At 49.0% G+C, this 24,143-nt stretch carries 21 protein-coding genes; 10 read left to right on the top strand and 11 right to left on the bottom strand.

Going from position 1 to position 24,143, the window contains the following annotated elements; genetic code table 11:
• Positions 1-229: 229 nt before the first annotated feature.
• Complete coding sequence (locus tag AC58UX_RS24905; protein ID WP_497257736.1) at positions 230-862, bottom strand: transmembrane-type terpene cyclase; 633 nt, start codon at positions 860-862, stop codon at positions 230-232.
• Positions 863-1,159: 297 nt separating this feature from the next.
• Between AC58UX_RS24905 and AC58UX_RS24900 the strand changes: the two genes are divergently transcribed.
• The 5 genes from AC58UX_RS24900 to AC58UX_RS24880 all read left to right on the top strand — a co-directional run bounded on the left by AC58UX_RS24900 (position 1,160) and on the right by AC58UX_RS24880 (position 8,344).
• The gene (locus AC58UX_RS24900; protein ID WP_497257734.1) at positions 1,160-2,848 is read left to right on the top strand and encodes a methyl-accepting chemotaxis protein; all 1,689 of its coding nucleotides are present in this window, start codon (positions 1,160-1,162) and stop codon (positions 2,846-2,848) included.
• Between the two features lie 221 nt (positions 2,849-3,069).
• Positions 3,070-3,834 (top strand): GTP pyrophosphokinase, encoded by a 765-nt coding sequence (locus AC58UX_RS24895; RefSeq protein ID WP_497257732.1) that lies wholly within the window; start codon positions 3,070-3,072, stop codon positions 3,832-3,834.
• 79 nt (positions 3,835-3,913) lie between these two features.
• On the top strand, positions 3,914-4,138 hold the full coding sequence (locus AC58UX_RS24890) for a hypothetical protein (protein WP_068661631.1): 225 nt from the start codon (positions 3,914-3,916) through the stop codon (positions 4,136-4,138).
• Positions 4,139-4,142: 4 nt separating this feature from the next.
• Complete coding sequence (locus AC58UX_RS24885; protein WP_497257729.1) at positions 4,143-4,577, top strand: DUF6526 family protein; 435 nt, start codon at positions 4,143-4,145, stop codon at positions 4,575-4,577.
• 155 nt (positions 4,578-4,732) lie between these two features.
• Positions 4,733-8,344 (top strand): Npt1/Npt2 family nucleotide transporter, encoded by a 3,612-nt coding sequence (locus AC58UX_RS24880; RefSeq protein WP_497257727.1) that lies wholly within the window; start codon positions 4,733-4,735, stop codon positions 8,342-8,344.
• Positions 8,345-8,647: 303 nt separating this feature from the next.
• On the opposite strand, the gene AC58UX_RS24875 is transcribed toward AC58UX_RS24880, so the two are convergent.
• The 5 genes from AC58UX_RS24875 to AC58UX_RS24855 all read right to left on the bottom strand — a co-directional run bounded on the left by AC58UX_RS24875 (position 8,648) and on the right by AC58UX_RS24855 (position 12,965).
• Positions 8,648-9,643 (bottom strand): FecCD family ABC transporter permease, encoded by a 996-nt coding sequence (locus AC58UX_RS24875; RefSeq protein WP_497257725.1) that lies wholly within the window; start codon positions 9,641-9,643, stop codon positions 8,648-8,650.
• The gene (locus AC58UX_RS24870) at positions 9,643-10,662 is read right to left on the bottom strand and encodes a FecCD family ABC transporter permease (protein ID WP_497257723.1); all 1,020 of its coding nucleotides are present in this window, start codon (positions 10,660-10,662) and stop codon (positions 9,643-9,645) included. Before AC58UX_RS24870 ends, AC58UX_RS24875 begins: the two co-directional genes overlap by 1 nt.
• A gap of 4 nt (positions 10,663-10,666) precedes the next feature.
• Complete coding sequence (locus tag AC58UX_RS24865) at positions 10,667-11,641, bottom strand: ABC transporter substrate-binding protein (protein ID WP_497257721.1); 975 nt, start codon at positions 11,639-11,641, stop codon at positions 10,667-10,669.
• Between the two features lie 102 nt (positions 11,642-11,743).
• Complete coding sequence (locus tag AC58UX_RS24860; RefSeq protein WP_497257719.1) at positions 11,744-12,547, bottom strand: helix-turn-helix transcriptional regulator; 804 nt, start codon at positions 12,545-12,547, stop codon at positions 11,744-11,746.
• Positions 12,548-12,671: 124 nt separating this feature from the next.
• Positions 12,672-12,965, bottom strand: a complete 294-nt coding sequence (locus tag AC58UX_RS24855; RefSeq protein ID WP_497257717.1) for a hypothetical protein — start codon at positions 12,963-12,965, stop codon at positions 12,672-12,674.
• Between the two features lie 211 nt (positions 12,966-13,176).
• Between AC58UX_RS24855 and pdaA the strand changes: the two genes are divergently transcribed.
• On the top strand, positions 13,177-13,953 hold the full coding sequence (pdaA, locus tag AC58UX_RS24850) for a delta-lactam-biosynthetic de-N-acetylase (RefSeq protein WP_497257715.1): 777 nt from the start codon (positions 13,177-13,179) through the stop codon (positions 13,951-13,953).
• Positions 13,954-14,026: 73 nt separating this feature from the next.
• Here the strand turns inward: pdaA and AC58UX_RS24845 are convergent, their stop codons facing one another.
• Positions 14,027-14,941 (bottom strand): peptidyl-prolyl cis-trans isomerase, encoded by a 915-nt coding sequence (locus tag AC58UX_RS24845; RefSeq protein WP_497257713.1) that lies wholly within the window; start codon positions 14,939-14,941, stop codon positions 14,027-14,029.
• 256 nt (positions 14,942-15,197) lie between these two features.
• Here AC58UX_RS24845 and trxB point away from each other — a divergent pair, with 256 nt between their 5' ends.
• The 3 genes from trxB (at position 15,198) to tpx (ending at position 17,106) form a co-directional block, all read left to right on the top strand.
• Positions 15,198-16,184, top strand: coding sequence for a thioredoxin-disulfide reductase (trxB, locus tag AC58UX_RS24840; protein ID WP_497257711.1), 987 nt, complete (start codon positions 15,198-15,200; stop codon positions 16,182-16,184).
• On the top strand, positions 16,174-16,485 hold the full coding sequence (trxA, locus tag AC58UX_RS24835) for a thioredoxin (RefSeq protein ID WP_497257709.1): 312 nt from the start codon (positions 16,174-16,176) through the stop codon (positions 16,483-16,485). Before trxB ends, trxA begins: the two co-directional genes overlap by 11 nt.
• Before the next feature lie 90 nt (positions 16,486-16,575).
• Complete coding sequence (gene tpx, locus AC58UX_RS24830) at positions 16,576-17,106, top strand: thiol peroxidase (protein WP_497257707.1); 531 nt, start codon at positions 16,576-16,578, stop codon at positions 17,104-17,106.
• A 175-nt stretch (positions 17,107-17,281) separates the two neighbouring features.
• Here the strand turns inward: tpx and AC58UX_RS24825 are convergent, their stop codons facing one another.
• Positions 17,282-19,630, bottom strand: coding sequence for a UvrD-helicase domain-containing protein (locus AC58UX_RS24825; RefSeq protein WP_497257705.1), 2,349 nt, complete (start codon positions 19,628-19,630; stop codon positions 17,282-17,284).
• A gap of 101 nt (positions 19,631-19,731) precedes the next feature.
• Between AC58UX_RS24825 and AC58UX_RS24820 the strand changes: the two genes are divergently transcribed.
• Entirely contained in the window at positions 19,732-20,562 is an 831-nt protein-coding gene (locus AC58UX_RS24820) for a YihY/virulence factor BrkB family protein (RefSeq protein ID WP_497257703.1), read from the top strand.
• 72 nt (positions 20,563-20,634) lie between these two features.
• On the opposite strand, the gene AC58UX_RS24815 is transcribed toward AC58UX_RS24820, so the two are convergent.
• The 3 genes from AC58UX_RS24815 to pyk form a co-directional block, all read right to left on the bottom strand.
• On the bottom strand, positions 20,635-21,321 hold the full coding sequence (locus tag AC58UX_RS24815) for an MIP/aquaporin family protein (RefSeq protein ID WP_497257701.1): 687 nt from the start codon (positions 21,319-21,321) through the stop codon (positions 20,635-20,637).
• A 76-nt stretch (positions 21,322-21,397) separates the two neighbouring features.
• Positions 21,398-22,345, bottom strand: coding sequence for a UV DNA damage repair endonuclease UvsE (uvsE, locus tag AC58UX_RS24810; RefSeq protein WP_497257699.1), 948 nt, complete (start codon positions 22,343-22,345; stop codon positions 21,398-21,400).
• Positions 22,346-22,690: 345 nt separating this feature from the next.
• A complete protein-coding gene (gene pyk / locus AC58UX_RS24805; protein WP_497257697.1) occupies positions 22,691-24,103 on the bottom strand; it encodes a pyruvate kinase in 1,413 nt (470 codons plus the stop codon).
• Positions 24,104-24,143 lie beyond the last annotated feature (40 nt).

The following is a 24,143-nucleotide window of genomic DNA, read 5'->3' as shown; positions in this document are numbered from 1 at the left end:
CTTTTTTTCTGTGGGCAGCGGGTCTAGGGCTGGAGTTAGTCGATGAAACCGACTAACTCGGCCGAGTAGGGGCCCTTGTGGCTGGAGTTAGTCGACGAAACCGACTAACTCGGTCGAGTAGAGGCTCTTGTGGCTGGAATTAGTCGACGAAACCGACTAACTCGGTCGAGTAGAGGCCATTGGGTCTGGAATTAGTCGACACAACCGACTAACTCCCTACCTCAGCCCCCTACACCACCTCACCCCGCCCCGCCAACACCCCCGCCCGATGCACAATCACAATATACACAAGATCCGCAATCGTCACTAACACGCACATGATCGTTAGCAGAAAAGAGTCCGGATACAGCGAGTAGCAGAGCACAGAGGCGCACAATGTGCCGATCATTTTGTAGTAGGCGATGTAGATAGACTGGCCTTTGAGGCCCTGTTTAAAAGGCAGCGGGATAAACAAGATCGACATCATCAAATTGATGCCAAAAGCCGTATATTTGCCCTCTACGTCATGGAACTCAACAACCATTCCCACATGAAGCAGCAGGGAAATGACAAGCAAGGAGAAGATCGCAGGCAGGAGTAAACGTGGCGGATATTGACGGTCTGCAAAGTAGACAGCTTGGAACAGGATGATACAATCCAGCAGGAACCAGACAAGCGAAATGATCATCTGCAGCGCGTGAAAAGGCATCACGAATGCGAACAGAAACTCCCACGTGATATTGGCGCAAATCGCTGGTAGCGGCATGCCGCAGGCGCGGTCTTTGAAGCCTTGGATAATGATGAGGATATAGGTAATTGTCCAAAAAATAGCTAGTCCATATTGCAGGAAGAGCTCCATTTGGTTGGATAATAGATGCTGCATCGCCATAGTAGGAAGGCACATCCTTTCGAGGGTGTCTCTTTCCATTTCTATGTACAACCATTGGAAAAAAGAAGGGGGTTGTCTAATTTGCCCCACGGATATGACACCTTTGTGTCCATTCGTGAAATCTATTAAGAAAATTAACACGTGGTTAATAATTTTCATTACATTCTCCTCATACTTTTCCGATAAGGTAAACTGGGGTCGCAAGTCGCACTCATAAAATGAACGTTTCGGAGGATAAATATGAAGTTGGCAGGGAATGTAGTCGAATGGTTTAGAGGCATAAGGTTGAAAATGAACTTGAGACAAAAGCTAATCGGTTCTTTCACGATTGTGCTGTTGTTTATGGCGATTTTAGGTCTTACTGATATGGTAAGAATGAAAAATATGAAGCAGGATATCACAGTCATTGCGCAGCACTGGATGATGGGAACGCAGCTGATTCAGGAGTTTAGTTATTTGACGGAGCATTTTGCGAAGGATCTATCAGGTATTCATAGCCCGAAGGATGCTGCAATGAAGCTGGAGTTAACGCGCGACATTGAAGCTACGATCTTTAAAGGCGACAAAACACTTGAAAGCTACAAAAGCACCCAAGTCGATAATGAAGATGCAGAAAATTTTAACAGGATTCTGGAGCGTTGGGGCAAGCTAAAAAGCGATTATCTCATCTACACGAAAGCACCAGATAAGCAAGAACAGGACAGATTATATGAGGAGCTAACTCAGAGCTATAATAGTGTGCAAACGATCTCTCGCATGATGGTTACCTTCAACCAGCAAGGTGCGAATGAGAGTGTGGCGGATAACGCGAGCTTGTATCGCAGCAGTATTGTCAGTGCGATTATTTTGCTGATCGGCGCGGTGCTGTTATCGATAGCGATTAGCTGGCTTATGATTCGCAACATTACAAGACCTGTGATCGCGGCCTCCAAGGTGTTGGATCGCATGGCGGAAGGAGATTTAACCGTCTCTGAGCTTCGCTTCAGCAACCGAGATGAGATCGGCGTGCTTGTCGGGGCGGTGAATGGCATGATGGGCCAGATGCGTACGGTTATGACCCGTATGCAGGAATCCTCCAATGCGGTGGCTTCCTCTTCCGAGCAGCTATTTGCCAGCTCCGAGCAAAATAGCGAAGCCTCCCAGCATGTCGCGGTGGACATCCAAACGATTGCCGCCGAGGCGGAAACGCAAAGATTAAACGCGCAGGAGTGTGCCCGTGCGATGGACGAGATCGCAGTTGGCGTGCAGCGCATTGCCGAGACGACGTCAGACGTATCGTACCTGTCAGTCAACGCATCCGAGCAAGCTCGCAACGGGAAAGCCGACGTTCACCACGTTACGATGAGCATGCAGGCCTTAAGCAGCGCGGTTACGCAGGCGAATCAAACGATTCATCAGCTGGCGGAGCACTCCCAGCACATCGGCAAAGTCTCGCAAATGATCGGCGAGATCGCGACGCAGACGAACCTGCTGGCCTTGAATGCGGCGATTGAAGCAGCGCGTGCTGGTGAAGCTGGTAAAGGCTTCGCGGTGGTCGCGGAAGAAGTTCGGAAGCTGGCAACGCAAACAGGAGAGTCGGTTGGCGCGATCAGAGGCGTGATCACCAACATTCAGCAGGATACGCAAGAGGCGGTCAAAGCGATGGATGCCGGGCTTGCTGAGGTGCACAAAGGACTGCAGTCCGTTGATCGCACGGAACAAAGCTTCCAAGCGATTGTGCGTTCTGCCGACGAGGTCGCTTCCAAAATTCAGGAAACAGCAGCGGCTGCACAACAAATGGCAGCAAGCTCGCAGCAAGTCGCCGCGACGGTGACCAACATGGAGCACGTTGCGAAGATGACATCCGAGCTCTCGCAAAATGTGGCCGGAGCCACCGAAGAACAGCTAGCTTCCTCACAGGAGGTCACCTCATCTTCTCAGATGCTGGCCAGCATCGCGCAAGACTTACAAGATGTGATTAACACGTATAAAATGCACTAATTCATATTACGGACACGAAAGACACCCTAGCGGTGTCTTTTCCATTCAAATATAGAATTTATATGTTTCACATCATAATTTGGCTATATTTCTTGATAAACGCTCCCGTCCAAGAAGGACGGCTTAGCCGTTTATTGTGGCAGCATTTGCTTCGGGTGATCTCGATGATTTAAACTAGCATGTAATGGGAAAGTAACCATGACCAAAGGATGGAATTGTGGATGAATATGATCACGAATCAGTTTTCGATGAATGATTTGAAAAAGTTTAAACACGAAATTACACGCTTCATGATGACGTATAAGTTTGCGCTGGATGAAATGGAAACAAGGATCGAAATCCTCGTTCAAGAATTCGAGATGCTGCATGAATATAACCCGATTGAACATACGAAGTCTCGTTTGAAATCGCCGGAAAGTATTTTTCAAAAGCTGATGCGCAAAGGGGGAGAGCTCTCTTTCGAAGGCATTAAAGGCAGCGTGAAGGACATTGCCGGGCTGCGGATTACGTGCTCATTCGTCTCCGATATTTATGTCATTGCGAATATGCTGAGAAAGCAGAATGATCTTAATATTTTGAGTGAAAAAGACTACATCAAAAACCCGAAGCCGAATGGGTATCAAAGCTTACATTTACTTATTGAAGTGCCTGTACATATGTCGGATCGCGAAGAGCGCGTCTGTATGGAAGTTCAAATTCGTACGATTGCGATGGACTGTTGGGCGAGTTTGGAGCATAAGATATTTTATAAATTTAGTGAAGGTAACCAAGCTGTCCCTGCTCGTCTCTTAGAGGAATTGAGACAAGCTGCAGCCTCCGCGGCGGCACTAGATTCACAGATGGAACGGCTGCATGCGGAAATCGGCTTGATCAAGGAAGAACAGGCGGATATAGCCGAGGGTGCATTGAATCAGATTATGATAAGTAATCAACAATTCCCACTGCCGAAAGCACTGCTGGCGCTAATGAGTGAAGGGGAGTCTTAGGTGGTAGATGAAGGTAATTCGGTGATGCAGGTGATTTCGTGCTACAATAGAAGGATCGGATTGAGAAGGGTGCGAAAATATGCAATCATTTGAAGACTGGAATCAAAAAGTGAAGACGACCTTCAACGCGACTAGCAATGAAGCAGTACTCACGGTTATGGAAGCTGGTAAAATTTTAGGTCTATCGAAAGATCAGATGAAGCAATATGTGGACAAGAACAATTTGACGAAAGTGCCGATTATGCGAAGTGTGCACCGTTATCTGTTATTAGAGAGTGAGATTACTGAGATTGTGGGGAAATAAGTAGATGAAGGTTCAAAATTATGTCAATCATCGACGTATGCATCCGTTGTTCCATTACATTTTCTCATTGCTAGCCCTTGGGTTAGTGGTTCTATCTATCATGCAGCTCGTAAGTGCATTAAAGGCTGACGATCAAGTACTGCCTGCGATCATGTTTGTACTTATTGCTGTGATTGTGGTTGTGATCTTCGTGCTGATCCGCTCCTACCCGATTAAAGCGCAGGACAGAGCGATTCGCGCAGAAGAGAACCTTCGGCACTTTGTGCTGACGCAGAAGCTGTTAGACAAGAAGCTGACGATGAGTCAAATTACGGCGTTGCGTTTTGCATCAGATGAAGAGTTTCCTGCACTATGCAAGAAGGCGGCAGCGGAGCGTATGGCCCCGGATGCGATTAAGAAAGCGATTCGCAGCTGGAGAGGCGACAATTTTAGAATTTAATAGCATGTCTACTAGAGGAAGACACATCTGCGGATGATGTCTTTTTTTGTGCTTCTAAACGTTCAACACGGAGAAAAAATAGTTATTTTTTCCTAGGACTTCTGGTACAATTTTAAGGAAGGAAACGATGGTTTGATTTGAAAATGAGGTGTCATGTGAGCAGTATCAGTAAGAGGTATCAATCTTTTTTAGATAAATTTTCAGAGGACAAGAAGGAGTACAGGAAAGTATTTTTGTTATTTGCTTATTTGTTCTTCGTGGTGTCAGCTTCAACGATTGGGCGAACGGCGGCGGATACCCTTTTCTTAAGTCGATTCGACAACTCCTATTTGTCCTTGATGTACTTGCCGCAGGCGCTCGTTATGATTACGGCAGGCATTGTGTTTGGCCGATTCTCACCAAAAGTACGCTTAGAAACGCTGCTCAAGCTGATGATTCCACTAATCTCGACCGTCGTACTGATCTCTAGATTCGGTGTTGGTCTGGAGCTACGCTGGGTTTTTCCTGTCATTTATATCGTCTACGATGTGTTCAACTTTCTAATGATCGTATGCTTCTGGCAATTTGCTACCTCGGTCATGGACCAGCGAAAAGCGAAGCAGATGATAGGTCTCGTTGGCAGCGGGGGCATTATGGGCGGGATTTTAAGCGGTTTTGGGCTAAAAGTACTTGTTCCGCTCGTTGGCACGGCGAATTTGATCTATGTGTATGCCGGTCTGCAGTTACTCGGGCTTGTCACCGTGTTTGCTATATTGGGCATGACCAGAGAAAATAGCGAATCGAAGCCGGCACCAGTACGCAAAGCACCATCTAAGTCTTCATCAGCACAGCCAAAAGGCGGCCTATTCGCGAACGTTCCCCATCTCAAATATGTGGCCATATTGGCGGCTGCACTCGTTGTTTCGCTGACTTTAATCGACTATCAATTCAAAGTCATTTTACGCGGCACCTTGCAAAATGAAGCGCTAGCCGGCTTCATGGGAAGCTTCTACGGCTTTTCTGGATTGATTGCCCTCTGTGTGCAATTGTTCGTTTCAGGGCGAGTGATTACGCGTTTTGGCGTGATGACGGCGCTGTTGATTTTTCCGATTGTTCTCTTTGCCGGGAGCCTTGGCATTCTCTTGCTGCCGATCCTTGCTATGGCGGTAGTTGTAAAAGGAAGCGATAAAGTCGTCGGAGACACCATTTACTCCTCGGTCAGCCAATTAGTGATGTTTCCGGTTCCTCCGGAATGGCGGAATAAAGCGAAGAGCTTCTTGGACGGGATCGTTCGTAACGGTGCCAAAGGGCTTGCAGCCATTTGTCTCCTCCTTGTTACACGTTTCGTAGCCCCAGAACAGCTAAGTTACATCGTGCTGGTTTTACTTGTTGTAGGGATTGTTGCGGGCATCAAGGTGAAAAAAGCGTACTTGGCGACGCTCATGTCCAATCTCAAAACAGGCGGCGACGACCTTCAGCAGGTCGAGCTTAACCTCATGGATGCCGTGACGCGGCAAATTTTGATTGATGCGCTGAATGGCTCGGACAAGCAGCAAGCCCTGTATGCATTTGGCCTTTTGAAGGAAACGACTTCATTTGACTTAACTCCGCATCTGGACGCTCTGTTGCGTCATCCTATACCTGAAATACGGCTAGAAGCGTTGGCGTACGTGGAGGTGAAGGTGCCGGAAGGGTTCGAACCCATTCTGCAGGATCTAATTGCAGCTGAGCATGTACAAATTAGAGCGAAAGCGATTATTGCCCTAGCGGCCTATGCCAAAGAAGAGTATGTTGATGAGATTACCAAATATTTGGAAGATAAGGCGGTTGAAGTTCAAGCAGCAGCCATTGCAGGGCTAGTCAAATATTACAGCATTGAGGGCATGTTCCGGGCCGTTGGGAAGCTCAAAGAGATGATGGAGAGCGGACACGAAGAGGAACGGGTCGCCATGGCTGCGCTATTTGGACAAATCCGTGTGAAAAACTTCTACAAGCCGCTCATTTCTCTTTTGCAGGATAACAGCCCACAGGTTCGAATTCGCGCCTTAGAGTCCGCGGCGATCCTTCATGTGCCACCGTTGCTTGTACCGATTATTGGTATGCTTACAGATAGCACAACCCGGCGCTACGCCATCGACGCGCTCGCAGCGTATGACGAGGATGATGTGCTGCCACAGCTGGCGCCTTATTTGGAACAGCAGGAAGTCAGTTTGTATGTGCCGGCGGTGTTAGAGCGGATTTCTACACAACGAGCCATGGATATGCTGTTCGATAGTTATGCGAAAGCCCCCTATGCTTTACGTGATCGTATTTTAGAGTCGTTGCAACGCATGAGCAAGCAATGGCCTCAGCTCGATAGCCGGAAAGTGGAGGCGTACATTTTTCAAGAGTTGCAGCTCTATGCGCAGTTCGCTGAGCATGGTTCCATCGTTGTTGGCGGAAGCGACTATGCCGAAATAGAGAAGACCATTGGCGAAATTCGTACAGCCATCACACGACGTGTATTTTTGTTGCTAGCGCTGTTGCATGATGGGCGAACAATGCGAGCTGTATATCTAGACTGGTTAGAGGGAGACTCACGTCAGCAGGCGAATGCAGAAGAGGTTATCGATCAGACGCTTCAAGGGACTTTGCGTACGGAAATGACGAAATTCATGGCAGGATCGCGAAAATTGACGAAGGCATCTGCCGGCAAGGCAGAGCTGAATCTGCACTTGAGCTGGTTGTCGGAGCAAGGGGACGAATGGCTGACGCAAACGATTCAGTACCACATGTTGTACGAGACAGATACGCCAGAGAATGTAGAACTTGCGGATCTGATGCATCGGGTGCAGCTGCTTCGCCGTGTTTCGTTGTTCCAGGGCCTCACGAGCAGGGACTTATCTGTTATTGCCAAACGACTACATAAAATGGCCGTTGAACGAGGAAATACCATCATTAAAGAAGGCGATCCAGGCGATTCCCTTATGCTAGTAGATGAGGGCCGAGCAAGCGTATCTCGCAATAAACAGCTGCTCGGAGAGCTGAATATCGGCGATTGCTTCGGAGAAATGGCGATACTGACGAACAGCGCGCGTACAGCCACGATAAAAGCAGAAGACAATATGGTGTTGTGGCGACTGGATTCGTCGGTGTTCTACGATATGATGTTTGATCAGACGAGCATCGCGGTAGAAATGATGAAGCTGCTTTCGCGGCGATTGCGCTCCGAATTGGAGCGGGGGCAGGGGAAAGTGCAGGCTTCGGTGGTGGAGCAAGGGCAAGCAGGACAAGCAGAAAAGATGCAGGAAGCAGCTAAGTTGGAGCTTGTGCATGCACAGGCAGAAGCTGCCGCAACGGCGGTGGACGAGCTTGCTGGCATGAAGGAGCTGACGAGGGATGAAGTGATTTTACGTCGGATCCTCGTGCTGCAAAAAATCGACCTCTTTGCCCATCTGGGCCCGAACGACTTCATGTGGTTGGCTCAAATGGTCGAGGAAGTGGCCTATGAGCCTGGCGAAGCGATCTGCCGCGCCGGTGACTTCGGAGATACGATGTATGGGATCATCGAGGGCAGCATTCGCGTCCACCGTGGCAGCGATGAATTCGCGCTGCTTGGTGAAGGGGCCTTCTTCGGCGAGATGGCCATCATCGACAGCGGCCCGCGCTCGGCGGATTGCACCGCCAAGGAGCCGACGGTTTTGCTCCAGCTGCACCGTGATCTCGTGCTGAGCTTCTGCTTCCAGAACATCGACGTGCTGCGCAGTATGATGCGAGTTATCGCGGATCGCCTGCGGGGGATGATCTAGCGTGGGACTCCCAACCCAACCCACCGATCAGCCCCTGTATTTAGCAACTTACTGGATTTACTCCATCTAATTCGGCTCTATTTCACCTTTTCGATGGATTAGATGTATTTCCTACAGCTAATTATCGTGTAATAGCTCGATTATTCAAAATCCCAGCAAATTAGATGTGGGTTTTCTAGTTATTCCCAAAAATCCATCGGATTCGCGAAAATTAACTGTAGTTTTTACAGCTAATGCCTATGGCAAACAAACCCAAAAAACCTGTTTACCAGACATGACTTGTCTGGTAAACAGGGCTTTTTGTTACCGCCGGCGCCGCTCCCGGCGCAGCAAATAAATAAAATACGGCGTGCCGATGACCGCCGTCATGATCCCCACGGGGACCTCCCGTGGGAGAATGATGACGCGGCCGACTAAGTCGCCGAGCAGCATGAGATCCGCGCCGATCAAAGCGGCGAGCGGGATCAACCACTGGTGCCGGCCGCCGACGAGGCTCCGCGCAATATGGGGCGCGATCAGGCCGATGAAGCCGATCGCCCCGACAGCCGACACGGAGATGCCGGCTAAGCTAACCGCGAGCAGCAGCAGCCAGAAGCGCTGCCGCCCGATCCGTACGCCGAGCGCAACGGTCATCTCTTCGCCAAGCTGAAACACGTTCAGCTTGGCGAAGTTCGCCCACACGAGGGGCAGCAGCACGGCAATCCATGGCAGCAGGCTGTACACGTTGCTCCAGCTGCGGTTCCACAGACTGCCAGATAGCCAAAGCAGGGCAGCATTGATGTCGCTGGGATGGCGAACAATCAAGTACTGGATGCCAGCCTGAAAAATCGTCCCAATTGCAATGCCCACAAGGGCAAGATGGGAGGGACGTAAGGTCAAACGGCGGCTTAGTAAGAGAAGCAGAAGGAAAGCGGCGAAGGCGCCGACGAACGCAGCTATCGGTAAGTAATAGCTCGGCAGCTTAGGGAACAAAAAGATGACCCCAGCGGCCATAAAGCCAGCCCCTTTAGTAATCCCGATAACATCGGGGCTTGCTAAAGGATTTCGAATGACACTTTGGAGAATAACGCCGCCAACGGCGAGTCCAAAGCCTGCAAGAATAGCCACCAATATACGAGGCAATCGCAGTTGGTGCACGATAAAGTACGAAGGATGCTTCGCATCCGTCAGTGCCGCCCATACATCGCGATACGGAATACGAACCGCGCCGACATGCGCATAGATGATGGCTAAGACAATCATCACAATGAAGGCTACGATCAACGAAATAACGGGGATCCGCCATGCTTTTAGCGTCATCATCGTGCCCTCCGTTGCTTCAGCGCGAGGTAAATAAAAAACGGAGCGCCGATCAATGAAGTTACGATCCCCACAGGAGATTCGAACGGAAAAGCGATAAAACGGCTAAGAAAATCAGCATACAGCAGCAGATTCCCGCCAAGTAAAGCCGTTAATGGTCCAAGTACGACTAGGTTAGTGCCCACTAAGGCACGTGCAATATGCGGAACGATTAAACAAATGAAGCCAATGGGGCCGCATAAGGCTACCGCGGAACCAGCGAGCACAATCACAAGCAGTACACTTATGCCGCGGACAAACGTGATACGCTGACCAAGCCCAGTCGCAATATCATCATCGACCAGCAGCAGTTTGAACGAAGGCAGCATAAATCCGAACAACAGCATCCCGCCTATAAAAAACGGAAGTATCACACGCACTTCGGTCCACGCGGCTTGGCTCAGGGAGCCTACCAGCCAAAAAATCATGCTGTCAGTCGCATGTTGATTCAGAATAATGACCCCTTCCGTCAACGAGGACATGAGGAAGTGGATCGTGATTCCGGCGAGCGCGATATAGACGTATTGTTTGCTGCCTGTTCCAGCGAGCGACCACACCAGCAGAGCACCTAGGGCAGCGCCGGCAAAGGCAAAAGCAATCAACCCCATGTTGCCGAAATGCGGAAGGAACACAAGTCCAACCACAACGGCCAACGAAGCTCCCGCGTTGATGCCGAAAATGTGAGGGGAAGCCAGCGGGTTTTTAGTCGTGAGCTGAGTTAGCATCCCAGCGAGCCCAAGCTGTACCCCGACGATACAAGCCATGATGGCGCGCGGTAAGCGCAGCGTTTGGATATATAAATGAGCCTTATCGCTGCCTTGATAGGTCACAGCTTCGTACAACGTGTGCCATGACACGGGGGATTGGCCCCATTTTAAGCTAGAAATAATCCCAATTAGCATTGCTATTAGACTCGCAGAAAATAGGAAGAGCAGAGGCCATTTACGGCTCTGCTTCTCAAGGGTTATGGGTTGGTTCATCGAGCTATTGCCCCAAATTCTTCACGATATCGTCGAGGATTTTCTCCGACCCGATCATACCACGGGATAAAGACCAGTCGCGTCTCTCAACAGTGAATACTTTTTTGTTAGCGACAGCATCAATTTTCTGCCATAGCGGGTTCTTCTCCCACTCCTGTACAATCGTAACTTTCTCTGTCGGCATCACGAATAGGACTTTCGGATTCGCCTCAACCAACTGTTCCAAGGTAATCTGTGGATAAGCTGTTGCATTTTTAACAGGATCATTGTAGCCAAGCATTGAAAGGAAGGAACCGCTGTATGCGTGATCTGAGTGTGCGAAGAAGCCTTTTGGATTCACAACCGCAGGGAGAACGCTTAGGTTCGATGCGGCTAGCTTCTTTTTCATCGCTTCAACTTTCGTTTGGTGCTCAGCAAGGCGCTTCTTGCCTTCTTCCACTTTACCGACAGCTTGTGCGATAATGCCTACGTTTTTCAGCATTTGATTGTAATCGGCTTGAAAGTCGTCCAAAACAAGGACAGGTGCAATCCCTTTGAGCTGTGGAATCGCCGCTTTATGTTTATTAATATCAACGATAATCAAATCTGGTTTAAGAGAAGAAATAAGTTCGATGTTTGGCTCGTAGCGTGATCCTACGGATGTGTAAGTTTTCAACAAAGCTTTAACGGAGTCCATCAAAAGGTCTGGGGAACTATCGTCCGCAACACCGATCGGCTGTACGCCAAGAGAAACAAGGATGTCTGTGAAGCCGAATTCCATGGCTACGATACGTTCAGGCTTTTTAGGCAATTCGACCGTGCCTACGGCATCTTGAACAGAAATTTTTCCGTCTGCTTTGGCAGCAGGGGCAGGGCTAGCAGCAGCTGTTGTTGTCGTTGCAGCTGATTCGGTATTCGTCGTTTTGCCACAGGCGGCGAGGCTTAGTGCAAAAACGCTGATCAGTGCGATTAGGCTAATACGTGTAAATAAGGATTTCATTTCAGTGACCTCCGTGAAAATGATTATTATTCTCAATGAGTATGATACCGAATAATGGATGCATAGAACATGTCCAATATGCAGATTGGACATGTCTTATTTTTAGATTTTGCCAAGGTTGGAAACGAATTCGGAGGGCGTATAACCTGTTCTTTTCTTGAAAACTTTGCTGAAATGGAAGTAATCAATGAAACCTACGCGGCTTGCGATCTCTTTGGCCAACAGATCGGTCTGTTGAAACATGATCTTTGCTTTCTCAATACGCAGCGCGTATAAGTAGCTCATCAGCGTCGTCCCGGTCATCTTTTTAAATAAAACCGTAAAATACCCCACACTCATGCCGGCACGTCTGGCTAGCATTGGAAGGGTGAGCTCAAGCATATAATGCTCCTTAATATAAGAGATCGTGCCTTCAATCGATTCTGTGGCTGACTTCTTCTCCTGAGTCAAGTCGGATTCATGCAGGTAGATAAATAGAATGCGCTCCAGCATCATTCTCATCCGCATTCTATGTGTCGCATCCTCGCGAGCAGTCAGAGGGTCAAGGCTCTGTGTTCGCCGGATGATTTCATCGAGCATATAATGGATCTTAATCTCGCTTAATGTCGTGAGATGCCCCTGCAAGGTCCAAGAATGATCCTCAGGCATCATGGTATAGGTGATGATGACATAATCGACGATTTTGGTCTTCGGTACTTGAATGCTGTAATCGCCCTGATCGGGATGACAGGCATAAGCTTGCGAGCAAATGATAGGGTCATAGCCGGAGAAGTGTAGGGTCAGATGCCCTTGGCGAACAATCACCAGCTGGTATTTTCCTAGTGAGCTTGTTACAGCTAACGCAGAAGAACCCGTCTGAATATGGTCAATGAGTGGGACAAGCGGGAGCATTTGATGAAAATTCACAGGGCATGAAGTCCTTTCTCAGCCAGCCAGACTAATGGTTGTTCTTATAGTGACATAGTGACACAAAAGCGGGATGACAACAAGCTTTTCTGCATAAAAAAGCACCCCTAACGGGGTGCCGCGGTTACATGGCGTATACGCTTTTGCTAATGATTTCGGGCAATTCCGCGCGCTGGGCCAGGTATTGTTCTGGTGTAATGCTGCCGTTGCGCAGGCGCACCTGAAGCTGCTCGGTTAATTCTGCTAGCTGGAGTTCAATCACTTTCTGAACATCCACTTGATTCGCTCTGGCAATATCGGCTAGCGAAAACCCGTTATATTGGGCTTGATAAATGTCATCCTCTGACGAGAGCTTCAGAACATGCAGTAAATCTTCTTTGATTGGCTTCGTATCACGTCTATGAATCGAAATCTCCACCCCTACAGATCATGTACTCTATTGTATTCAGTTGAATGCCAAGTGGAATGGGAGGATATCATACAATTTGAATGAAATGAGTAAAATGTCCAGCTTCCACGGTACGGTTTGCACATAATCTCCTGCCGTGGTGTGGCATATTAGTAACAGTCCAAGTTGGCTGGTACCCACAACTACTTAACCTACAAGGTAAGGAGTGAATGACATCCACATGAAAATCTTGCGAATTGTAATGCTTGCCATGGCCTTATTTGTGGGACTAATGACGACGATGGTTTCTGCTGCCGATGGCTCTTTTCATTTTGGGTTCAAAAAAAGCGTCAATGGTCAGCCCCCCTCCATCGATCAAGAGGGATTTAAGGGGCTGTTGAAGCAGCATGGGGCTGTTTTTACAGGTGATCAGTCGCAAAAGGAATTGTATTTAACTTTCGATAACGGGTATGAACAAGGTTACACAGGTCGCATTCTGGATGTGCTGAAAGAGAAGCAGGTGCCGGCGATATTTTTCGTGACGGGCCACTATATTCGGACGGAACCGGAGCTGTTGAAGCGTATGGCCTCCGAGGGGCATTTGATCGGCAACCATTCGTGGAGCCATCCCGATATGAGCCAAATTTCAGCGGAACGTATCCAAAAAGAGCTGAACCAAGTGAAAGAAGGGGTCACCGCGGTTACAGGGCAAAAGGACATGCGATATTTGCGCACGCCGCGGGGCATATTCAATGATCGCTCGTTAGCTGTCAGCCATGACCTTAACTATACGAATGTATTCTGGTCCGTTGCGTACCGCGACTGGGAACCTAAGCAGCAGAAGGGCTGGGAGTATGCGTATAAAAATGTCATGGCCCAGCTGCATCCGGGAGCTGTCATCCTGTTGCATTCTGTATCCAGCGATAATACGGAAGCGCTTGGTAAGATTATTGATGCGGCCCGGGCGCAGGGCTACCAATTTAAGAGCTTGGACGAAATGAAACAGCGCACACCGTAACATACTACAACATGAGGAAACCCCCTTGGCTGATTAATGAACAACCAAGGGGGTTTTGTGTTAGATGTATGGCTTAGGTTGTTTTGGCAAAGTCAGCAAGATTATTTTCGATCTTGGCTTCTGTTTTTTTCGTTTCCAACCAAGTTTGGGAAAGCGTTGAAATCTTTTGATCAACTAAGGTTTGTTTAATAGACGCGGTTTTGTCCGCTAGTGTTGGTGTTGAAGCGGCTTTACGATCCGTTACTTTAATGACATCGTAACCTGTTGATGTTTGTACAGCCGAACTTAAGCCGCCTGTCTCCAAAGCGAATGCCGCGGCTTCCATAGCTGGATCTGCTTGTCCTGCTGAGATGTAGCCCATATCTCCGCCTTTGTCTTTCGTCGCTGTATCTGTGGAGCTTTCCTTGGCAAGAGCTGCAAAATCTCCACCGCTTTTCAGCTTTTCAAGAATAGCCTTAGCTTCAGCTTCCGTAGCTACTGAAATATGAGAAGCTTTCACCTGTGCAGGTACTTTCAACGATTCTAAATTCTCATCATAATACTTCTTGATTTCATCATCAGTGACTGTGACTTGCGGCTCTAAAATCTTTTTCAGCGTCACTTGAGGCTGCATGTTTTTCTTCAAATCATCCAGCGTCATACCATAGCTGCTAAGCGCTTGGTTAAACTCATCCTCGGAGCCATAAGTAGCTTTGATAGTTTCAATTTCAGTAGTAATATCGGCTTCTGTTACTTGGATGCCGGCTTTTTTACCTTCTTGGCTAATAAGCTCTTCGGTGATCATGGAGTCTAGTGTTTGCGCGCCGCCGCTAGCGACTAAAGCGTCATAAAGCTTGGCCGAGCTTATTTCAACTCCGTTGACTTTGGCAACGGCTTTGGCAGTAGTCTCACTTTTAGAAACGGGTGGAAATACGGATACATAAGCGATTAAGCTTACTAATAGAATGGATGATGTCCATACCCACGTGCGATTATTTTTTGAATTCATGTATATACTTCCTCTCGTGATGTGGCTGTTTGTGTCTGTCGTGCTCTATACCCCATTATGCCTGTTCAAGCTGAAAGTAGTATGAGCGTAAGCTGAAGATGAGCTTAAGACGAGTTAGTACGGCTAATTAAATTGTGCGCAATTTAATTGTTGACAATATTGAATGCACTTGGTATGATTCATCCATAAGATTTGTTGCAAATTAAATTGTGTAAAATTAAATGTGAATACATGCACGGAAAAAGGAGGCATTCCTATGCATCATAAAGCCATTATTATCGGTACAGGACCTGCGGGTCTGACGGCGGCGATCTACTTAGCTAGAGCGAACATGTCGCCGCTTGTTATTGAAGGGATACAGCCAGGCGGTCAGCTGACCACAACGACAGAAGTTGATAACTTTCCAGGTTTTCCGGATGGAATCACGGGACCTGAGTTAATGGACAATATGCGGAAACAAGCGCTGCGCTTCGGAGCTGAGATTCAGTCAGGACGCGTAACGGAGGTGGACTTCTCCAAACGTCCATTTACTTTATCTCTCGAGGATGGCGGACAATTGACCGCGGACTCGCTAATTATTTCTACGGGTGCAACCGCTAAGAAACTAGGGATTCCTGGTGAAGCTGACAATTTCGGCAAAGGCGTTAGTACCTGTGCAACTTGCGACGGATTCTTCTTCCGCAACAAAAAGATCATCGTTATCGGCGGGGGCGACACCGCTATGGAAGAGGCGCAATTTTTGACGCGATTTGCGTCAAAGGTGCGAGTGGTCCATCGCAGAGACGATCTTAAAGCTTCGAAAATCATGCAGGATCACGCTCGCGGCAACAGCAAAGTAGCCTGGAGCTTGAACCGCACACCCCTTGAAGTGGTGGCCGGACCGTTGGGCGTGACAGGACTAAAAGTCCACAACAACGCAACAGGAGAAGAAGAGCTGCTGGAGGCGGATGGGATTTTCCTTGCGATCGGGCATACCCCGAATACAGGCTTCTTAGGCGGTCAGCTGCCAACCGATGAGCTCGGTTATTTGCAAGTGATCCCGGGCACGACACAAACGACGATACCAGGCGTATTCGCTTGCGGCGATGTGCAGGATCGCATCTACCGCCAAGCGATTACTTCAGCGGGCAGTGGTTGTATGGCGGCGCTGGATGCTGAACGATTTATTTCGGAGCATGTTTCACACGAGCAAGACCAAGACCAAGAGCAAGTACTTCAAGGAGGAATGAACTATGTCCGTTAATCACATTTCCGATGCTACATTTCAAAATGAAACAGGGACTGGTACCGTGCTCGTTGATTTCTGGGCGCCATGGTGTGGCCCTTGTAAAATGATCGCTCCGATCCTAGATGAACTCTCTGCTGAAGTCGGTGATATCGCCAAAATTGTTAAAATCAATGTCGACGATAACCCAGAGTCCGCTGCGAAGTACAACGTGATGAGTATTCCGACTTTACTTGTTTTCAAAGATGGGCAAGTGGTGGATCAGCTGGTTGGGTTGCAGAGTAAAGAGAGATTGAAAGCTGTTATTTCAGGGGTTTAAGAGCGGGTTTAAGAGCTGAAAGATAAGTTTAGAAATAAAGGTTAAGAGCTGAAAGATAAACCATTTAATATATCCAAGGAGGATTTTGATATGACACAAACACACACACAGGAACGCGCAGGCGTAGCTACACTTGGAGGACACCCAATCACCTTGCTTGGACCGGAGATCAAAGTAGGGGATCAAGCACCTGATTTTAGAGTAAATAAGGATCTGATGACCGAAGTAAGCTTGGCGGACTATGCAGGCAAAATCAAGCTGATCTCCGTTGTACCCTCCGTTGATACAGGAACTTGTGACGCTCAGACACGCCGCTTCAATGTAGAGGCAGACAAACTTGGAGATGACGTCGTTATCTTGACGATCTCCGTGGATTTACCGTTTGCACAAAGCCGTTTCTGCGGCGCTGCGGGTATTGATAAAGTGGTCACCCTGTCTGACTACAAGAATCGTTCCTTCGGGCAAGCATATGGCGTATTGATTAAAGAGATCCAGCTGGATCAGCGGGCGATTTTCATCGTGGACACGAATGACACCGTTCGATATGTGGAGTATTTGACGGAGATGAAGGATCATCCGGATTATGAGGCGGCGTTGCAGGCGTTGAGGGAGTTAGTGTAAGAGGCGAAAAACAGCTTGGAGTGAACGAAAAGGGAAAAGGGAACGTAGAGGCGCTATTTCAGTGAAAATCGCTGAATATAGCAAGAAGAGGAACGTGGATACGCTATTAACTGTTTTTAGCCGAAAAATGGCTAAAAACGAACAAATAGCGTGCTCACGTTCCTCTTGCTTGATCTTACCGCCGTGCCAGCGCGATCTCGCGGCTGCCTTTGACCATGCCCGCGCCGCAGAGCGGGCACGCCTTCGCCGCGAGTCGTGCCTCCTGCGGCGAAGAGATCCGCGACCAGGCTTTACAGCCGGTCGCGCTGCACAACCACGCCGCGACCCGCTCGGTCGCGGCTCTTGCCCCGCCAGCCACGGCTCCGCCGGTGGCTGACCGCCCTGCGGCCGCTGCTGCGCCAGCGGCCGCACCGCCGCCAGCCGGCTTGCTGCGGCTGGTCACAACGGCTGTGTCCGCGCCAGGGAACGCGGACAACAGGAAGCGGGAAGGCTCCGCCTTCTTCCCGCGGTAAAACGCCGGCGAGCTGATGAGCAGCTCGCCTTTTGCCCGTGTCACGGCGACATAAGCCAGTCGCCGTTCCTCTTCCAGCGCGGCACCTGATTTATCCCGCGCCTCAACGCCCGCCATTTTAACATCGTCCAAATGGCTTGCATCCAGTGCCGAGCTATGCGGCATATTGCCCTCAATCGCGCAGAGCAGGTATACGATCGGGAACTCTAGCCCCTTCGATTTATGAATCGTCATAAGCGAAATTTTATCCGCAAAACGCTCTTTGCTCTGCCTGCTCATTTCCGTGCGTTTTTCCGCCACTTCATGGATAAAATAAAGAAATTGCTCCACCGTATCAAATCGCTTGGCAGAGGACTCCAGCTCGTCCAGCGTTTCTTTCAGCATCTCGCGATGCTGCGTGAGCTTGCTGCGTTTGTTCGTCTCAAGGAACGAATCATAAAAATCCTTGCGAATCGCCTGAATCGCCGCTAATGGCGTCATGTCTACGAGTGATTTTATAAGACGAATGCGTGCTTTTAGCTTGTCTTTCTGAAAATCCTTCAACTGCGGAAGCCCAAGAAGATGGATTAGTGGCCACTTTTTAGCCTGAATCGCTTCCTGATCTTGAATAATACGCATGCCTTGGTCTCGTCCAATATATAATGAGGGGAGGACACCTTCAATCGCTTCAAAATTCCGCCGCTCATGCGCAATCCGCAAATGATCAATAATCGGCTTCACCATCCACTGCTCGTAGAAGGAATCATTCGTGCCATAATCCACAAAAGGGAGGTTATGCAGGATGAGCTGCTCAATAATGGCCCGACTGTTGCTCGCCGTCCGATACAAAATTGCAAAATCCCCATATTGGCTGCCGCCCTCAGCAACTTTGAGGCGAATGTCGCTGATCAGCCAATCGGCCTCGTCGTCGCTGTTGGCAGGTTTCACATAATGCGGTGTTTGGGTACTTTCTTTTGTGGCGAGAAGAGTTTTGGATTTACGCTGCACATTATGCTTAATAATCGCATTCCCCAGACCTACAATACTCGACGTTGAGCGATAGTTGATATCCAGCGTAACGGTAGTTGCGGTAGGGTACTGTTCATGAAATTGCAAAATAAATTCATTTCTCGCCCCGTTGAACGAATAAATCGTCTGGTCATCATCGCCGACAACCATTAAATTTTGGTGGGCTGCCGCAATCATTTTAATAATTTCATACTGCACCGTATTCGTATCCTGGAACTCATCGACACTGATGTACGTAAATTTCCGCTGCATGGAGCGCAAAACATCGGGATTGTGCAGCAGTAGCTGGTACGCTTTGATCAAAATATCATCAAAATCGATCTTCATCTGCTCCATTTTCCACTGTTCATACTGCATGAAAATCTTTTTTACTTCCTGCTGCTCTTCCGTACCCTCGGGCAGATCTTCTACTTCAATGAGCTGCATGCGATAGGAGGAAAGCAAGGAAATGAGCACTTCAGGCTGATATGTATCCTGTAAGCCCATACTAAGCATAATTCGTTTAAAAACGATTTGCTGAAAGCGCCCATCGCTCAGAATCTCTTGCTGAAGCCCGTTCATGCGTAATAAACGCAGGCAAAATGCATGAAACGTCCGCACCTGCATCACGTTCGCCATACTCGCATGAAGACCTGGCATCGTCGTGAGACGTTCGCGCATTTCTTCAGCGGCTTTTTTGGAAAATGTAATAAGAAGCAGATTCGCAGGCTGTACCTGATGAACACGAAGCAAGTAAGCGACGCGGCACACAAGCACTGTCGTTTTCCCTGAACCTGCACCTGCAAGTGTAAGCAATGGACCTTTGTAATGGCGAACAGCCTTAATTTGAGCCCCATTCAGCAGGATGCCGTGCTGTTCCAAATCGCGGAAAAAATAAGCGTCCGCATCCGTATCGGGTACGAGCCCTGTGCTGTTCGTAAGCAGTGCCATTTTCGCATGAGGGATAGGGCGTTCTATAGTTGGTTTAAAGCCTGACGGCGTTGTATACATAGGCATGGGATTCATGTGTCGACCACCTGTTCATAACAATGATGCTTACATACTTTTGAATGACTGAACCATCGATTATACCACAAATATGGCCTTGTGAAAGGGAACATAGACGTATGGTTAAATCTTACGCAAAATTGCTGTGGAAACAGTTTAACGAACATGATGCGACGGGACTTGCTGCCGAGTGCGCGTACTACTTCCTGCTCTCGATATTCCCGCTGCTTCTGTTTGTGATGAGCTTACTTGGCTACTTGCCGTTTTCCTCCGACGATGTCATTGGATTAATCCGTGAGTATATTCCGGGTGCCGTAGCGGGCTGGCTTGAGGAAACGCTTAGTAATCTGCTCAATGTCAAAAGAGGCGGAACGCTCTCCTTCGGATTAATCTTGGCCTTAGTCAGTGCTAGCGCAGCGATGAATGCGATCGTGCGGTCCGTGAATAAAGCATACGGGCTGCCAGCCCGTAATAGCTTCATCCATTCTCGCTTTCTGGCCATTTTGCTTACATTAGGCATGCTTGTGGTGATCGTATCTGCGCTGCTGCTCAGCGTTTTTGGCCATTGGATCGGGGATTGGACAGCGGAGCATGTTCAGGTAGCCACGGCACACATCGAGCTATGGAACCACTTGCGGTGGATTATTAACTTTGTCATTATTTTCGCCGTGTTCATCGGCATCTACTACATCGCGCCCAACACCTGCTTAACGTGCAAAAGTGTGCTGCCCGGCGCCCTGTTCGCGGCCATCGGCTGGCAAGGCACGTCGCTTGCCTTCTCCTTTTACGTGAACAGCTTCACGAACTATAGCGCCACGTACGGCAGCATCGGCGGGATCATCGTGCTGATGACCTGGTTCTACATTTCCGCGCTCATTATCATCATCGGCGGTGAGATTAATGCCTTGCGGCATGTAAAACAAGTAAACGACTCACATTTGACCAAGTAGCACCGTTGCATTAAAAAGGAGCCTGCCGCCTAAGTGGCGGAGCTCCTTTTCGTTATGTAGGTCTTAATAAGACTATCTTTCTGCTTTCGCATTCAATCCAGCATACATCCATGCAGCTAAAGCAGCTCCAATAAAAGGGGCGATAATGAATACCCAGACTTGAGAAAGCGCCGTACCGCCAAGCCAAATCGCCGGCCCAATACTTCTTGCTGGATTTACGGATGTGCCTGTTAGACCAATGCCCAAAATATGTACGAAGGCCAGCGTTAAGCCAATGACAAGGCCAGCTACAGCGCTGTTTGAATCTTTCGATGTAACCCCTAGAATCGTATAGATAAATACAAAAGTTAAAATAATTTCTACGATAATGGCCATGAAGGGTGTAATACCAATACCATACCCTGCGCCAAAACCATTTTGCCCCAAGCCCGTCACAGTCTTACCGGTTGAATCAATAATGGCATAGAGCAGACCTGAGCCGACAAGCGCTCCGGCGACTTGGGCAACGACATAACCGACAAAATCCTTGCCAGATAACTTCCCGCGTAACAGCATGGCGAAGGACACCGCAGGATTAATGTGGCAGCCGGACACAGGACCTATAGCGTAAGCTAAAGCAACAATCGATAAACCAAAAGCAAAAGCGATTCCCAGATATCCGAGCTGTCCCCCCGCTGTTGCAGCACTGCCGCAGCCAAATAACACCAGCACCAATGTGCCAATGAACTCCGCTGTGTATTTTCTCATAGATGTGCTCATGTAACTACCTCCTAATTATCGACCTTCATTAAGCGATATTTATTCGGCAGCATCTTTAATATTCCATTCAAATATCTCACCAACTCAAAACCCCGCCCTCCAACCGCTTCACGCCGCGGATCTTACCCAGCTGCTCCGCCAGGCGAAACAGCGCCAAATCTTTCACCTTTGCCTCGATCATAACGTCGATGCGGGGGAGATCGATCTCTTTGCAGCTTTTGAGAAAAGCAGTCAGCATTTCCGGCTCGATATAGTCAGCATGCGAACGAAATTCCTTCTCGCTCTTGGGCGAGGAGACGTGGATCTTCATCGGCACGTCGCCCCATGTCTGCGCGATCTGGGGGAGCAGCTCGATGGGAGTAACGGCGGACGGATTGCACCAGTCGTGGTGTAAATCGAGCATGCACGGCCGCTGCAGCTTCTGACTGACGGCGAGCGTTTCTTCGAGCGTGTAGGTTTTGTCATCGTTCTCGAACGTGAGCCGCTTCATCACATGCTCGGGCACCTTCGGGGCGTTGTCGAAAAGCTTCTGCGTCGCAGCTTCCTTATCGCCGTACACACCGCCAACGTGGATGTTAATGATGGCGGTCTCGTCCAGCCCCATGCCATCCAGAATGGCTGCATGATAATTCAAATCGTCGATAGCCGCATCGACCACCTTATCGCTTCCGTTGAGCAGCGTAAATTGGTTCGGATGCATGCTGAGCCGCATATCGTGCGCCTTGGCGAAGTCACCGAGCTTGCGAAGATCATCCGCGTACTCCGCGGCAACATCGATCTTCACATCGGGATGCGTAGCGAGCGGGATTAGTGCGGATGACAGCCGAAACAACCGAATGCCATGGGCGGCATTGTAATAAAGAATCCGCTGCGTAGCTTGCAGGTTTTTGCGGCCAATGTCTATAGCGCGCTGCATCGCTTCCTCGCGCGGCCGCTCGGAGAATAGCTTATACGTAAAGGTTGAGCTAGGTGTATTATTGAAAATCGCCATTGCGGTGGATACGAATCCAAGTCGAATAATCACGTGTGGCCTCCGTTGCTGGGTAGTTAGTGTTACCCTAGTGTACCCCTTTTTCCAGCTAGGTCTCTCACTAATTTCATCTTGGTACCTGCAAGACAAAAAGCCTCCCATTCCACAGGACAAAAGTGGAAGGGAGGCTATTAGGGCCGCGCTATGCAGGGGTAATTAACTGTGAAAAATACATCTAATTTACTGATATCGAGCCGAAATTGGTCATTAGATGGAAAAAGTACATCTATTTTCCCGCTTTTCGCTAATTTCCTTACGTTTCCTCGAAATTAACGGTAGTTTTTCCAGTTATTTCAGTTCCGAAGCTAAAAATGCCGGAATTAGATGGAGGTATTCCATCTAAACTCGCTCAACCTTCAACAGGTTGGTCGTACCGGACTTCCCAACCGGAATACCGGCGGAGACGACGGTGAGGTCGCCTTTTTTCACATAACCAAGCGTCTCCGCTTGGTTAATCGCTGAGCGAATCATCGCATCAGTCGATTCGCAGAACTCACCAAGAACAGGGATAACACCCTGTACCATGCTCAGTTGGCTGATGGAGTGGAGGCTGTTCGTCACCGCGATAATCGGTGCTTCTGGGCGATACTTGGCGATCATCCGCGCCGTGAAGCCGGTCTCGGTCGGTGTCAAAATCGCCGCAGCATGCAGCTTGTTCGCGGACGATACGACCGCTTGGCACAACACCTCCGTGATTTCGTTGTTGGATTGAAGCTGTGCATTCACAACGGAGCTGTGCTCCATCGTTTGCTCAACACGCTCAGCGATGGTCGCCATCATTGTTACGGACTCAACCGGATATTTACCTGCTGCTGTCTCACCAGAAAGCATGACAACATCAGAGCCGTCAAGCACGGCATTGGCTACGTCGCTCACCTCGGCACGCGTCGGACGCGGGTTGCGCTGCATGGAGTCCAACATTTGCGTAGCTGTGATAACTGGCTTGCCTGCTAGGTTACAAGCGCGAATCATATCTTTTTGTGCAATCGGAACTTCCTCTGTTGGAATTTCAACCCCAAGGTCACCACGGGCAACCATGATGCCATCGGATGCTTCCAAGATGGAAGCGAAGTTCGTCATGCCTTCTTCGTTCTCAATTTTGGAGATGATCGGCGTCAAACCAGCGCCATGCTGCTCCAGAAGCGCGCGAACTTCACGAACATCGTTGCCGTTACGAACGAAGGACATCGCGACGATCGAAATATTTTCCTCAACGCCGAATTTAATGTGCATCACGTCGCGCTCTGTAACACCTGGCAAGGACGTGCGAACGCCTGGCAAGTTAACGCCTTTGCGCTGCTTCAACTGAGCCGGGTTCAGAACCGTACAAGTAACTTCTGTACCGTCGATCATTTCTACACGAAGCTCGATGGAGCCGTCGTCGATCAGAACAAGATTGCCGGGCTTTACATCCTGCGGCAAGCCTGGGTAGTTCACGGATACGCGGGTGGAGTCGCCGATAATTTGCTCTGTCGTCAAGACGATGCGATCGCCCGTTTGCAAATCATATGAAGCATCTTTCAATTGACCGATGCGGATTTCAGGACCTTTAATATCCATCAGAATCGGGATAATAACACCCATTTCTTGTGCGGCCTGGCGCACACGCTGGATACGACCGCGGTGCTCATCGAGATCGCCGTGAGCCATATTTAATCTGGCAACGCTCATGCCAGCTCGGATTAATTCTTTCAGGGTAGGAACAGAGTCGCACGCTGGACCCATCGTACAAATAATTTTCGTTTTACGCATCGTAAAGGACTTCCTTTCGCATGTAAGAGATTAGTTGGCT

Source organism: Paenibacillus sp. J22P90 (genome assembly GCF_059692195.1).
This window is presented reverse-complemented; position numbering and strand designations above follow the sequence as displayed.

Excerpts from the sequence above, each read along its gene's own strand:
- AC58UX_RS24905 (WP_497257736.1), bottom strand. The coding sequence starts at position 862 with ATGCAGCATCTATTATCCAACCAAATGGAGCTCTTCCTGCAATATGGA.
- AC58UX_RS24900 (WP_497257734.1), top strand. The coding sequence starts at position 1,160 with ATGAACTTGAGACAAAAGCTAATCGGTTCTTTCACGATTGTGCTGTTG.
- AC58UX_RS24895 (WP_497257732.1), top strand. The coding sequence starts at position 3,070 with ATGAATATGATCACGAATCAGTTTTCGATGAATGATTTGAAAAAGTTT.
- AC58UX_RS24890 (WP_068661631.1), top strand. The coding sequence starts at position 3,914 with ATGCAATCATTTGAAGACTGGAATCAAAAAGTGAAGACGACCTTCAAC.
- AC58UX_RS24885 (WP_497257729.1), top strand. The coding sequence starts at position 4,143 with ATGAAGGTTCAAAATTATGTCAATCATCGACGTATGCATCCGTTGTTC.
- AC58UX_RS24875 (WP_497257725.1), bottom strand. The coding sequence starts at position 9,643 with ATGACGCTAAAAGCATGGCGGATCCCCGTTATTTCGTTGATCGTAGCC.
- AC58UX_RS24870 (WP_497257723.1), bottom strand. The coding sequence starts at position 10,662 with ATGAACCAACCCATAACCCTTGAGAAGCAGAGCCGTAAATGGCCTCTG.
- AC58UX_RS24865 (WP_497257721.1), bottom strand. The coding sequence starts at position 11,641 with ATGAAATCCTTATTTACACGTATTAGCCTAATCGCACTGATCAGCGTT.
- pdaA (WP_497257715.1), top strand. The coding sequence starts at position 13,177 with ATGAAAATCTTGCGAATTGTAATGCTTGCCATGGCCTTATTTGTGGGA.
- AC58UX_RS24845 (WP_497257713.1), bottom strand. The coding sequence starts at position 14,941 with ATGAATTCAAAAAATAATCGCACGTGGGTATGGACATCATCCATTCTA.
- trxB (WP_497257711.1), top strand. The coding sequence starts at position 15,198 with ATGCATCATAAAGCCATTATTATCGGTACAGGACCTGCGGGTCTGACG.
- trxA (WP_497257709.1), top strand. The coding sequence starts at position 16,174 with ATGTCCGTTAATCACATTTCCGATGCTACATTTCAAAATGAAACAGGG.
- tpx (WP_497257707.1), top strand. The coding sequence starts at position 16,576 with ATGACACAAACACACACACAGGAACGCGCAGGCGTAGCTACACTTGGA.
- AC58UX_RS24825 (WP_497257705.1), bottom strand. The coding sequence starts at position 19,630 with ATGAATCCCATGCCTATGTATACAACGCCGTCAGGCTTTAAACCAACT.
- AC58UX_RS24820 (WP_497257703.1), top strand. The coding sequence starts at position 19,732 with ATGGTTAAATCTTACGCAAAATTGCTGTGGAAACAGTTTAACGAACAT.
- AC58UX_RS24815 (WP_497257701.1), bottom strand. The coding sequence starts at position 21,321 with ATGAGCACATCTATGAGAAAATACACAGCGGAGTTCATTGGCACATTG.
- pyk (WP_497257697.1), bottom strand. The coding sequence starts at position 24,103 with ATGCGTAAAACGAAAATTATTTGTACGATGGGTCCAGCGTGCGACTCT.